Genomic DNA, 12,719 nt, shown 5'->3' on the forward strand with positions numbered 1-12,719 from the left:
GAAAATCATTCACAAAAAATCAAGGCAACTTCACTTTCTCAAAGAAAATTGCCAACGAAACTAAAAAACTCCAAAACTACGACAGAGTAGCCTGAGGTCGGTTTCCGTCTGAAACTGCCTCGACGACGCGACGGTTAATGTCGCCACGACGCAGTTTCCAGATATAGCCATCAACGATGAAGTGATGGATGTTAATTGCGGCTATCACCAGCAACACGCTTTCCGCTGCCCCAAATCCCAGCATTTGATACCCGTAGGGGAGGCAGTTGAACAACGCGTATCCAAGCACGAGGCACATTCCGTAGAACCAAAGCACGTGAAACGCCACACTGCGGCGGTTTTCCGGAAGGGCCACTCGATCGCGCACATGAAAAATCATGACAATCGCAAGGTACTGGACGCCATGAAAAATGGTTGTCCAGATGAAACCGTCAATCAATGGAAACACCACGAACCACACGCCGTTTGTCATGATTATCAGGAGGCTGATCACAGGCATGCTGCGATGGTGACTGCGCCATACGATTCCAAACAGCGCAACAGGTAAGAACATTGCCATGACGCCAAGTATTCTTCCGGCGATATCGACTCCTGTTCGCCAGTCGACGTCACTCCAGAGCAGGTATTCCGGCATGTGCCACGAAACGAGGTGTTTCGAGACTGCGACCAAAAGTACCTTGAAGAAGGGAAGCAGCGCGATCCACCACAGCGCCTTTTTTTGATTTGTGCTGAGGATGCAACCAGAGCGTACGCAATACATCACGGCGAGACCGTACGCCTGAGCGGCATAGTGATATGGCGACCAGGAAAGATAGAGCAATTGGATGTATCGACCGACAACGTCCGCCTCAAAGATACACAGCGTTAAGACGCACAAGGTCACCAGCGGGAAGACCATCGTCAGGAATGGAAGTGCTTCCCGCGAGCCGGATTTCGTATAGAGTCGAACTGTTGACGCGGCAAAATGAGCACTGTTGCTGAACAGGATGAACCATGGCAGAACGCTGAAATCCGCCATAACTGGCGGGCCGCCAAACAGAAAGACGGCTGGAATAACGATCAAGCTAAGACCGCCACCGATTAACAGGTAGTCGAAGACCGGGTGAACGAAGCAGCGTCCGATCAATCCGGCTGAACGCGATGTGGAACCACTCGCCATTTCGCGATCTTCCCTCAGACCGCCCTGCGTTTCAGAGTTGGCGCGGCAATCTGTCAGTAATTTTTCAATGGATGGTTCAAAGCACGCTGCGCAGATTCCGAATCCGGTTTGAGCGCCAGCGCCTTCCTGTAGGCATCCGCAGCTTCCTGCATCCGCCCCATCGCCAGCATGACGGCCCCCAACGTGATCTGCAACTGAGCAGAATCCGGATTAAGTTTGGTGGCAACTTTGCTGTGGACCAGGGCGTCGTCGAACCGACCGCTATTAAGCAGCACAATCGCAAGTTCACCATGCAGTTCGGAATCGCTGGGAGTATGACTGAGCAGGCCGTAAAGCCCCTGGAGAATGCTGTCCGTGTCCCCAACCGCGTATCCATTCGACAGCAGTTTTAGCTGCGCGTAACCATCGTCAAAGTTTATTGCAGCAGCGGTCCGCAGTTCGGGGATCATCTCGACAGGCCGGCGACTTTCCAGCAGCTGCAGATGCTGATCCACATAGCCAAAACGAATCGGCGGCCATTCACCTGTGCGAAATACAGAATGCGCGATTCCACCGAGAAACAGCAGGAGAAGCAAAGCGATCCCAAAGTAAAACGTTTGCGTCGACAATGCGGAGCGTCGTGGTCTTGGGGGCAACTGATTCATCGCTCCAACACGTCTTGGAACCGAAGGGATCCGCCCGCCCTTAGCAGTATGCGGACGATGTTTCACAAAATGAGACCGCCGACACAGGTGAAGCGGCGTGTCCGCGCCTGTGGACAGCCACCACACCCTATCGTTGCAGCTGGTCTACTGTTTCTTGCCGCCACTCAAGTATTCTTCTGTCGTCATTTCCCCCATCCCCGCTGCTTCCATGTCTTCTTCAATAGGGGTCTTGTCTTTAACTTCTGCCTCATCAGGGGCATCGATGGATCCTGGTCCACCGCAACCTACAACAGTCAAGAATGCGAACGCCACAGCTAACCATGAAAAACGAGACATCAAAACAGCACCTCAAGGAGTTAAGAGACGAAAACTATCGACCGTTGAAGGGAATGTTTGAGGAAACAGAGCCCCGGCACGCACGGGTTTATTAGAACGACTGCAGAAAACGAATTCAACTATTCCGACACACCGGCTTTTACTTTAACAAGGCAGACGGAAAACCAATTGAATTTTGTGCGGCTTACTCAGCATCAGGTTCCGTGATTTCAATCAGTCTGTCTACAGCGATTGGTCCGTCTACTGTTTGCGACTGCCCGGACGGCCATTGCACTTCAATTTGGTTGACGATGTCCGATGGACCAAGCCCAAAGTACAGAGGACAACTGCTCTGCGACAGATAGCCTGACTTGCCGTCATTCACCTTCAAGCAGCTTTGCTTTTCTGTTCGGACGGTCACCAATGCTCCAAGGCCGTCACGATTTGAGGCGTTGCCGGTAAGGTCAACTTTAAGATAGTGGAACGTGTGCTCCTGCTCTGCCAAATTGCTGACGAGTACCATGGGTTCCGAATTGAAATCGTTTGTGATGATGTCAAGATCACCGTCCTTGTCCATGTCGAAGATCACGGACGAACGCGTGCCTAAAGCGCCCCAGGCAGTCATCCGAGTCACCTTCGCCCCCCTGCCTCGATACGCTTCAAACAGTGGGCGGTCTTTTCCCGCCACGTCGAGTTCGAACCATGGAATGGCAGTTCTGTTGGCACGCCGAGGCTCGATCCCCAGAATGTATTCAGCATCCAGAAACTCACGGCCTTCGTTATTCAGCAGCACGGAATTGATCGCATAGCGAAACGGAAAATTCATGCTACCCGCCACGAACACGTCCTCGAACCCATCGGCATTCAGGTCACCAACGCTCAGCCCCCAAGGCCAATAGGTTTCCGCGTTAATGCGATCAGAAATCTCGCGGTAAGTACCGTCCTTCTGCTTTTGGAAAAAAGCATTGCCAAACACATGGTTACCATCGGAATTCATCATTTCCGGTGCAAACTTCTCTTTCGGTGTCTTTAGCTTTTCCTTTTCGAAGCCGACCGGCCCTGACATGTCGGTGTGCATGTCGGTCAGATAGATATCGAGTCGACCGTCGTTGTCGAAATCGAAAACCTTGATGCCCATGGCGCCCCACGGAGTTGCTGGAAAAACTTCGCGACTTTTCTTTACGAAACGGCGACCTTCGTCATTCTCATAGTACTCGTCGTGGCCCTGCATATTCAGCACGTACAGATCCGGCCAGCCGTCTTCGTTGACGTCCAGCGGACTGGCATCCCCGGACCACGAAGAATCCTCAAGGCCGACCGCTGAGGAAACATCAACAAACCGGTTGCCGCCCTGATTTTCGAACAGGATGCTGCTTTCCGCGCGGTCTGGCTTCAAGTGGGCTGCGAATGCATCTGGATTGGCAACCTTGTAGGGGTAGTCACGTTCATCGGCCCCTGTATGACGGTCATTCACAACATTGGCCGTTTGATCAGTTGTGTACTCGCCAACATTCACCAGAAACAGATCCAGCCGACCATCGCGGTTGTAGTCGAAAAACACGGCGGACGAAGAGTGCCCGCTATAGTCGATGCCGGATGTTGATGAAATATCTGTAAACTTGCCCGTGCCATCGTTCTGAAACAGAACGTTCGGGCTGCGGACATTTGTGACGTACAGGTCAGCATCTCCGTCATTGTCAATGTCCGCAAACGACGCAGACACACCAATGCGATCTGCAACTGCAACGCCAGCTGCTCTGGTCATTTCCTGGAACGTTCCGTCGCCTTGATTTTTCCACAGCTCGTTGCCTCCAACCTGTGTCACGAAATACAAGTCCTGCAATCCATCACCGTCCACATCTGCGATCGCGACGCCCGTCCCATGGTCGTAGTGGCACGGCTTGTGTTCGCGTCCGGCGTCGTCCACGATCCGGTTGCGGAATGTAATGCCACTTTCACGCCGACGATCAAAGAACCCAAAATCGTGGAACACACTGAACTTATCAGTCGTGCCGAATTGAGCATCACGGCGTTCCTCAACCCAAGCTGGATCCAACAAATCCTGATGATACAGCAGTCGTTCTTCTAAAGTGGTAAAGACATCTGTTTCCAGCTGATCAATTTCCGCCGTGGAACCACTATCGTAGAAGCCTCGGATGTAGCCCTCCGGTCCGACCAGGACGAACTGAGGACTGTGAGCGACCGAAGCGCCGTCGGCATTCTCGGCTTCCTCCACAGGCAGCCTAAAACCGCGCGTGGTCAGTTCTTTAATCGCGTCGTCGGGCCCCGTCAGGAATTTCCAGTGATCCGTGTCTGCATTTGTAGCCTTCGCGTAGTCCATCAATACGTCCGGGGTGTCGTGCGCTGGATCGACGGTGATGCTTATCATTCGGATCTCATTCCACGCCGGATTGCTTTCCCATTTCTCCTGAAGCTCCGCCAGCCTCGCGGTCTGCAGTGGACACGTCTCCTGACACCGCGTGAAGAAAAAGTTCACGATGCAGGCCCTGCCGAGTATGTCATCCGAACCATAATCCTGGCCGGACTGGTCCGTTAAGACGAAATCGGGAGCCGGCATCAGAACGGGTGGCTTGTCAACCACGGAAACACTTGCGTCGTCGCCGGAAGCCCCGGTTGAATCAGGTGACCTGGAACTGCAGCCAGCGAGCGGCGCAAGAAGGATGAGTGCGATCAGAGTTCTCATATCTTACCCTGCAAAGACATCGCCCTTGCCCTTATTCAGTGAACGTTCGAGTTCACGTTGCTGTTATTTTGACTGAGGCCGATAGCCTTTGCCTGAATAGTCTGCCGATTGAGGGGTGTACAAGCTATCGAATTCGGGATCGGACGCATCGAGCGTGTTTAACGACGCATCGATTGTCCCCCGCAGATCGCTGGTACTTCCCCCGAAGAGACAGCCTCGCACATTCGAACCGTCCAGAATATCGAGCTCATATCGGGAGCCAGGGGAGATGCCCCCTGCCTTCGTGTTCATCCAGAAAATTGAATTCGTATACGTATTGCCGGGGCCCTTATCATCAGCACCGTTCCAGTTCTCTGTAAACGTACAGCGATCAACAGTGACTTTGGAGTCAGGAAATACGGTTAACGCGCCGCACCCATGCTCCTCGTTGTACGGATTCTCCGAACCACCAATGTAGTTCACCCCCGTATTGGAAACATTGCCCACGAACAGGCAGTTTGTGAGCGTAGCCGAACTGCCCACCAACACGTCGACGGCCGAACCCGTGATCTGGCAACGGTTATTACGAAAGACACAGTTGCTGATGCTGACCGGATCGTGATTGTAGCCAGCCTGCTCAATTGAGATTCCGCCACCACAGGGACTGGCGTAATTGTCGGATATTTCCGTATCTTTAATCGTTGGATACGAGCGTCCGAAGATTTTGATTCCGCCACCGTCTGCGTAGAAAAACAACCCTTTTTGTAGCACGCTGTTCGTTGTGTCCGGTTCTATGGACTGATCGCCCTCCGTCGTCATGACGTAATTATTCGCGCCCGAAATCTTAAAGCCGGAAATGGAGGTCTTACTTGTGACTCCATCGCCAAAGAAAACAACGTGATTCACGATGGCGGGAAAGCTTTTAGCAGACTTGTCGGCGATTTCTTCGTTTGCCGCAGTAAGGATCACTGTGCCGTCAGCTTCAAGAACGACACCATCGTGTTTTCGATTGAACCAAATCAAGGCCTGCCCATGGCTTGATGGGCGGTAAGTTCCGCTATGAACGCGCACTGTCTTTACATCAGGATTCGCAGCAGCCGACTCTATCGCGGCCTGGATACTTTCGCCGGGGCGCACGTGATACACACCATCGTTTTCGGGAGAGATCACCGTGAAACGGGAAGGTGCTGAAGAGCCGGAACATCCACTAAGGAGCCCCAAAGCCAACGTAAACTGAATGACCGCATTGATGGAACTTCTCATGGGATCCCTCTGTACCAGGAATCGAATGCGGATTCAGACTGCACAATGATCTTGCCCATGTCGTCGTCATGCAGCAACCGGACCCCGCACAAAGGGTCTGTGGTAATCACATAGGAACGCTCCTCGTCACCCCGAAAGTTTAACGGGAACGAAAGCTCCGGAACTGCGATTTGCCTCAGACCAAGATCGGGAATGGTCATCGTGTAGACATAGTCGGCGCTGGTTATCAGAAAGACGACGTCACGGCCCGAGGGCAGGTGTAGTTCTTTCTCGACGCTGGCGTCATCTATCGTGTTGAACTCACGGTCCGGACCCGGAAATCGGAATCGCCAAAAAAAGTCTTCCCCGACAACCTCGACCAGGATCGGCGTATCAAGTGCCGTTGGAGACCATGCGGCAGCTGATCCCCGCAACACACCCAGTTGCCACAGGGAAACAAACGTTACCCCAAAGATGAGTCCAAACACCAATAGTAGTTTTCGTAGGGTTTTCAGCGTCATCCAAGTGCCCCCTCACACAAACCGGCACGTAGTCAGCGACGGAGTTAGAATCGCTTCGCACCGATCGATTCCGTTTGCCAACGGTGCGATCGCTTAAGCTGCCTTCTTTCCCTTCCCAATGCCAGTCGTCGTGAGAGCAATCATAATCGCGCCAACGGCCAGCCAGAGTAACCGACTGGCTCCGGGGTCCGGCATCGCCACTTCTGTTCGTGCACTCGGCAATAAGACGCTGGACGCCAACGGGAAGATGAGGCCACCAAGTGCGCCGCCAAGCGCGCCGCCCACCACGCAGTTGCCCAGCAGCTGCGGCTGAATTTTGGGTAGCATAATTGCCAGGCTTAGGCCCAATCCCACTCCCAGACCGACAACTCCCAGAGTAATTACCTGCAGCAAAATCGTCTTAGTAAGCGGGTCTTCCGGCAGTGATGTCGATGTCGCTAATGAGCCACCTAACATGCCGCCACAAGCTGCCACTCCGGCGGCGACCAGAAAGGCTAACGGCCCGCCCCAGGAGGCGCGGCCAATCTGTTTTCGAGACATCAATTCAGCAATCGCTAAGGCCAACGCCAAGAGACCTGCGAGTGTTGCGAACGCAAATGCGGCATTTTTGTGGGACGTCGCTACTGACGCTGCCATCAGTTCGTTTTGTTGCTCCTCAGGAGCATTGCCGCTTAGGTCCCGCAAATGAGGCGGCAACTCGAATACGGGCAGCATCACTCTAAGAGCCCCCCAGACAACCACTGCAGAGACTGCCGCGAGAATTAAGCTGCGGCCCACTGAACCCAACAGCGCTTGCTCTGCGACCGGTGCCTGACTGCTGGCCAGGTTTTGATCTGAAGAGTTTTCGCCGACTCCTGCATCGTCACCGATTTCCGCTGATTCGTTGTTTGCCATGATTCACCATAGTTGAAACGTTTTGGCCGCGAGACAACAACGGCCAGACAGTTTGAAGAGTCTGTCATCAGCCGACTTGAGCTGACAAGAGTAATTCGCCGCAACCCTTCCTCTTCCAAACATTCTGCCATTGACGCAAAAGAAAAGCCACTCACAAAATGTTTAACGTCGCATGACTCTAATAAGGCATACTGGGCCGATACCACCGTCCTGGTCCTGGCGGTGCCAAAAAGTTAACCTGCTTCAAACGGGGCTCGAAATCGCGACCTGATCATTGAGTCTCCGGGAAAGCTTTTCGTTCTGTGGTTTATTGTTTCTCTGAACATCTCCCGAACGACTAAGCGTACTCATACAACCAAACTCGCCGCCACAGACGTGATGCTGCACGCCGGGGACTCTCACTTGTTTGGTCCTGCTCTCCACAAAATACATGCCGCGCACACCCAACCACGACGATGGAATGACAATGCAGACCACCCCACTGAACCGCCGCACACTTTTTTGCCGGGTTGCGACCGCTGCGATGACCTTGCCGATTGCGAAGTCCGCGGTTGCTTTGGACGATGAACGCGACGAGGTGGCTCCGACGAAGTTTCAGCTTGGCTGCATGACGTTGCCGTATGCGGCCTTTCCGTTACAGCGAGCATTAGAAAGCATCGCCGGGGCCGGCTATCGGCACGTGGCTTGGGGGACAAGTCATCGGGAAACCGATGGCGGCGAAAAAGTCCCCGTTATGCCGACGGACGCGTCGCCGCAAAAAGCGTCCGAACTGGCGAAGCGATGCCGCGATCTGGAGCTAAATCCGGTGATGATGTTTTCCACCGTCTATCCGGAGGCGCCTAATGCGATGGAAGTGCTGACTCAACGCATCAAGCAGGCTGAGGCCGCAGGAATCTCTCAGGTTCTGACGTTCGGCCACACCAAAGGTGGAAACAGGGCGCTGTGGGTCAAACGATTTCAACAACTGGGACCGATCGCACGTGACAACAACGTACTGCTGGTGGTAAAGCAACACGGTGGTTCAACGGGCACAGGACGGGCGTGTGCGCAGATCATTCGAGAAGTCAACGACGAGGGCGTGAAAGTGAACTACGACGCGGGCAACGTGATGGATTATCTAAACGTCGACCCGATTCCGGATATCAAAACGTGCGCCGATGTCGTCCATAGTTTCTGTCTGAAGGATCATCGGAACTGGCCGAAGGATGAGGACTGCGGGCCGGGGTTTGGGGAGATCGATCATTACAAATTACTGCACCCGGTTGCCTTCACCGGCAGGACGATACCGTTGTGCTGCGAAAACATCTTCGCCCCGAATCTACCACGTCCTTCAAAGCCGGAGGGAATCGATCGGCTCGCCAAGCAGGTGCGTCAGTACATGGAAGTCGTCATTGCCGGTACGCACCGGCGGGCGGTTGGCGTGGGGGGCGAGTGACGTCAGGAAGGCTGAAGCGCCGGCGGTGCTCCCGGTGGTCGCTGGAGGTGGTGAAGATGCGGGAAGCGCAGTATTCTGCTGGGGTAGCTTCAGCGCTGTTTTCTCAACGCCGATGATCGGCCGCCCATCTTTGAGTTTCGAAAACCTGATTTATGTCCCGAAGAATTACTTACCTTCTGACCGTCTTCATCGCGTTGCAGTCGGCCTTGGTTGCTCAGCCAACTCTAAAATACGTGCCTGCCGCAGTCGACAATCCACTGAAGGGGCTCGTGCCCTATTCGGGCCGCGACAAGCGAGACAACTTTCCGCACAGCATGGAATTCAACTACGTGCCGCTCAGTGATCTGATGACGGGCATGAACGAATTCCGTTGGCAGCCGCTGGAAGAATTGCTCAACGACGTTGCCAGCCGAGGTCACCAGGCCGTGATTCGCGTCTGGATGGTGTACCCCGGCCGAGACAACGGGATCCCTGAATTTCTTGCGAAGGATGGTTTGAAGATCACCACTTGGTTGAACACCAACACGGCCCCGCATCCGCCCGAAAAAGTCCACACGCCGGATTACGATGATCCACGCATGAGGATGGCGCTGCGAAATTTCATCAACGCGATGGGAAAGAAGTACGACTGCGACCCTCGCATCGGTTTCATCACGGCTGGGCTGCTGGGCACCTGGGGCGAATGGCATGAATATCCGCGAGAAGACCTGTTCGCGTCGAAGGCGACTCAGGCCGAAGTCATGGACACCTTCGAAGATGCGTTCAAGACCACTCGAGTGCTGCTGCGATACCCCAGCGGCAAAGATCACTGGCTGTACGCGTCCAACGCCGAACGCCCGTTCGGCTACCACGACGATTCCTTCGCGTGGGCGACGCTGGACACCGGCCGTGAGGAAGACGACTGGTTCTTCATGCCGTCGTTGAAGGCGGCCGGCAATGCAGCCGTCGAAAAATGGAAGACTCAACCCATCGGCGGCGAAATTCGTCCCGAGTTATGGGGCAAGATCTTCGACGACAAAGTCAAACACAAGCAAGCTCAGGATTTTGACCGGCCCGTCAAAGAAACTCATGCGACCTGGCTGATGGATACGGGCATGATGGAGAAAAAACAGTCGGCAAAACGAATCGCCAACGCGTCCGCCGCCGTGCAAAAAATGGGGTACGAATTTCACGTATCCACGGCGTCGCTCACGGCGGCTTCGGCCAAACAGGAACAGCGAGCTGCGAACGTTCGGCTGGAACTGAGGAACACCGGTGTGGCTCCGTTCTATTACGAGTGGCCGATTGTGATCGGGGCCCTGGACGAATCCGGCCAGGTGTTGAAGCAATGGCCGACCGACTGGACACTGACGGGCCTGCTTCCGGGCGATCCGCCTCGTGTGTGGCAAACGTCCGTGAAAACGGACCAAATTCCGACCAACGCCAAGCGGTTGGCTATACGAGTCGTCAACCCTTTGAAAAACGGGCTCCCGCTGCGGTTTGCGAATTCGGCCGATAGGCAGCAGCCAGACGGCTGGTTTCGGCTGGGAATGCTGCCGTAAAGCCTTCGGCGAATGCACAAACGCCGTATCAGCACAGCTTGACCGCAAATCCTTTGCCCACCTATACTCCCGCTGAAACTGGTAATCACCGCCCTTAGCCTCCAAGAACCCCGAATTATGTCGGACATCGAACCGTCCACAACACACCGCCACGACAACCGAACTGAGCTGGAAAAGCTCCTCATCAAAAGCAAACCGTGGTTTGAACAAAACGGCACGCTGCTGATTTACGGAGTGGCAGCAATTCTGGCAGTCGCCGCTGTGGTCGTGTACATGAAGCGGGCTCCCGCCGGGGACGTCGAAGCGTCGCGAGATCTACTCACCGCCGTGACACCGGAAGATTACCGCGATCTGGCCGATGCCCACCCGGACTCAACCATTGCCGTCTGGGCTCGGTTGCGACAGGCCGAACGATTGCTGGACAACGGCGTTGGCAACATGTTCACCAATCGCGAAGTTGGTGTGGAAGAACTCGATCAGGCCAAAGCCGCCTTCGAACGACTTGAAAGCCGCACAGACATCGACGACCAGGTACGCGAACGCGTGCTGGCTGGATTGGCTCGTCTTGCCGAAGCGACTTGCGACGGTGAAGCGAAGTCTGTCAAAGCCGCCGTTGCCGCCTGGCAAAAGGTGCTGGACGATTATCCAGAATCGCTGATCAAAGAACATGCGGAGGATCGCATCGCAGCCCTGGAATCACCTGAAGCCAAGACGTTTTATGCGTGGTTCAGTAAGCAGAATCCAAAACCAGTCGATCCCGGCGCAACGCCGAATCAGTCGCCCGTGCCGACGATTCCGGAATTGCCAGTGCCAGACTTCAGCAACGTGACACCGGAAGGTGATACGCCCAAAGAAGACGCTAACAAAGATTCGAAAGAAGATAGCGACGCCGCACCAGCGAAGACTGAGTCAGAGGACAAGCCTGCGACGCCTGCCGCTGACGAAAAGGCAAAGCCGGGAGAAGCGAAGCCGGAACCGAAAGCCGCTGACGCCCCCGCAGCTGAGTCAAAGCCTGACGCGGAGCCGAAAGCTGACGCGAAAGAAGAGTCCGCTCCGGAAACCGAGCCACAGGAAAAATCAGAAGCAGGGGCCGAAGAAGCAGCGGACAGCAAACCTGAAGCTGCGGCTGAAGGCGAAGCGAAAGCAGAACCTAAGCCGGAAGGCGACGCCAAATGACCGGAAACGATCGCTCTGACGAGCGATCAGAGTCCGGCATTGACGCCGACGACATTGACGAAGCATCGCTAGAAACGGCTGCCGGAAACGGCGACGGATCCAGCGGCATCGACGCGGCGGAGCCCGTGGATTTGACGGTCGAATCGCGAGCCCACGGGTGGCGGCTGGACCATTATCTGACGCGAATCTTCGGCAATCACAGCCGAGCGCAACTGCAGAAGGCGATCGACGCCAGCCAGGTCACGGTCAACGGCTTAACCGTCAAGCCGTCACGGCGACTTCGCGTGAACGATCGGATACACGTGGAACTTCAGTCGGCGGACAGTGAACGCTGCTTCGAGGCGGAAGACATTCCACTCGACATTCTGTACGAAGACGATGCGATTGTCGTGGTGAACAAAGCGGCAGGCATGGTTGTGCATCCGGGGCGAGGCACGTATTCCGGAACTCTGGCCGCCGCGTTGCAGTTCCACTTTGATCAGCTTAGCGACATCGGCGGTCGTCACCGACCGGGCATCGTGCATCGGCTGGACCGCGACACCACCGGCGTGATTCTGATCGCGAAGAACAATCAGATTCATCAACGCGTCAGCAGCCAGTTCGAACAGCGCGAAGTGAAAAAAGAATACCGTGCCATCGTGCGAGGAGTTCCGGAACTCGACGCCGACTTTATTCGCACGCACGTCTGCGTTCACAACCGAGTTCGCGAAAAAATGATGGTGTGTGCTCCGGGTGGCAGGTCGCGAGAAGCCGTCACTTTTTACGAAACGAAAGAACGCTTCAAGGGCCACGCACTGCTGGCGTTTCATCCGCACACAGGACGAACTCATCAGCTGCGAGTCCATGCTCAACACATCGGCACACCGATCATCGCCGACAAACAGTATATCGGCGAGCATCATTTCACGACTGGACATCTATCGGGTTCACCGGGGAAAGGTGAGGTCCTGATCGGACGGCAGGCGTTACATGCATTTCGTTTAACAATTTCGCACCCGGTCAGTGGAAAACCGATCACGTTTGAAGCACCATTACCGCCGGACTTCCAAGCCACCCTGACGGCCCTCCGCAGTTGACTGGCAATTATTCGAACCAGAAAGCACCGACCC

The 12,719-nt window shown here is 54.9% G+C and carries 11 protein-coding genes; 4 read left to right on the forward strand and 7 right to left on the reverse strand.

All coding sequences use genetic code 11. The features are described 5' to 3' along the window. Positions 1-76: 76 nt before the first annotated feature. The 7 genes from Fuma_RS15785 to Fuma_RS15815 all read right to left on the reverse strand — a co-directional run bounded on the left by Fuma_RS15785 (position 77) and on the right by Fuma_RS15815 (position 7,458). Positions 77-1,159 carry a hypothetical protein gene (locus Fuma_RS15785; protein WP_077024974.1) on the reverse strand — a complete coding sequence of 361 codons (1,083 nt, stop codon included), beginning with the start codon at positions 1,157-1,159 and terminating at the stop codon, positions 77-79. 53 nt (positions 1,160-1,212) lie between these two features. After that, positions 1,213-1,767 (reverse strand): tetratricopeptide repeat protein, encoded by a 555-nt coding sequence (locus tag Fuma_RS15790; protein WP_077024975.1) that lies wholly within the window; start codon positions 1,765-1,767, stop codon positions 1,213-1,215. A gap of 180 nt (positions 1,768-1,947) precedes the next feature. Continuing rightward, complete coding sequence (locus Fuma_RS15795) at positions 1,948-2,139, reverse strand: hypothetical protein (protein WP_077024976.1); 192 nt, start codon at positions 2,137-2,139, stop codon at positions 1,948-1,950. Positions 2,140-2,323: 184 nt separating this feature from the next. Further along, complete coding sequence (locus Fuma_RS15800) at positions 2,324-4,822, reverse strand: FG-GAP-like repeat-containing protein (protein WP_077024977.1); 2,499 nt, start codon at positions 4,820-4,822, stop codon at positions 2,324-2,326. Between the two features lie 63 nt (positions 4,823-4,885). Continuing rightward, entirely contained in the window at positions 4,886-6,064 is a 1,179-nt protein-coding gene (locus Fuma_RS15805; RefSeq protein WP_077024978.1) for a right-handed parallel beta-helix repeat-containing protein, read from the reverse strand. Next, positions 6,061-6,564 carry a cupredoxin domain-containing protein gene (locus tag Fuma_RS15810; protein ID WP_145944204.1) on the reverse strand — a complete coding sequence of 168 codons (504 nt, stop codon included), beginning with the start codon at positions 6,562-6,564 and terminating at the stop codon, positions 6,061-6,063. The genes Fuma_RS15805 and Fuma_RS15810 overlap by 4 nt, the downstream gene beginning before the upstream one ends. Positions 6,565-6,657: 93 nt before the next feature. Further along, positions 6,658-7,458, reverse strand: coding sequence for a hypothetical protein (locus Fuma_RS15815; protein WP_077024980.1), 801 nt, complete (start codon positions 7,456-7,458; stop codon positions 6,658-6,660). Positions 7,459-7,924: 466 nt separating this feature from the next. Here Fuma_RS15815 and Fuma_RS15820 point away from each other — a divergent pair, with 466 nt between their 5' ends. The 4 genes from Fuma_RS15820 to Fuma_RS15835 all read left to right on the forward strand — a co-directional run bounded on the left by Fuma_RS15820 (position 7,925) and on the right by Fuma_RS15835 (position 12,686). Then, on the forward strand, positions 7,925-8,893 hold the full coding sequence (locus Fuma_RS15820; protein ID WP_158521027.1) for a sugar phosphate isomerase/epimerase family protein: 969 nt from the start codon (positions 7,925-7,927) through the stop codon (positions 8,891-8,893). Between the two features lie 152 nt (positions 8,894-9,045). Further along, on the forward strand, positions 9,046-10,434 hold the full coding sequence (locus Fuma_RS15825) for a DUF4832 domain-containing protein (RefSeq protein ID WP_077024982.1): 1,389 nt from the start codon (positions 9,046-9,048) through the stop codon (positions 10,432-10,434). A gap of 117 nt (positions 10,435-10,551) precedes the next feature. Next, positions 10,552-11,610: an NADH-quinone oxidoreductase subunit E gene (locus tag Fuma_RS15830; RefSeq protein ID WP_077024983.1), complete on the forward strand. Its 1,059-nt coding sequence runs from the start codon at positions 10,552-10,554 to the stop codon at positions 11,608-11,610. Continuing rightward, the gene (locus Fuma_RS15835) at positions 11,607-12,686 is read left to right on the forward strand and encodes an RluA family pseudouridine synthase (protein WP_083732085.1); all 1,080 of its coding nucleotides are present in this window, start codon (positions 11,607-11,609) and stop codon (positions 12,684-12,686) included. Before Fuma_RS15830 ends, Fuma_RS15835 begins: the two co-directional genes overlap by 4 nt. The last annotated feature ends 33 nt before the right edge of the window (positions 12,687-12,719 follow it).

The organism is Fuerstiella marisgermanici (assembly GCF_001983935.1).
GTDB lineage: Bacteria > Planctomycetota > Planctomycetia > Planctomycetales > Planctomycetaceae > Fuerstiella > Fuerstiella marisgermanici.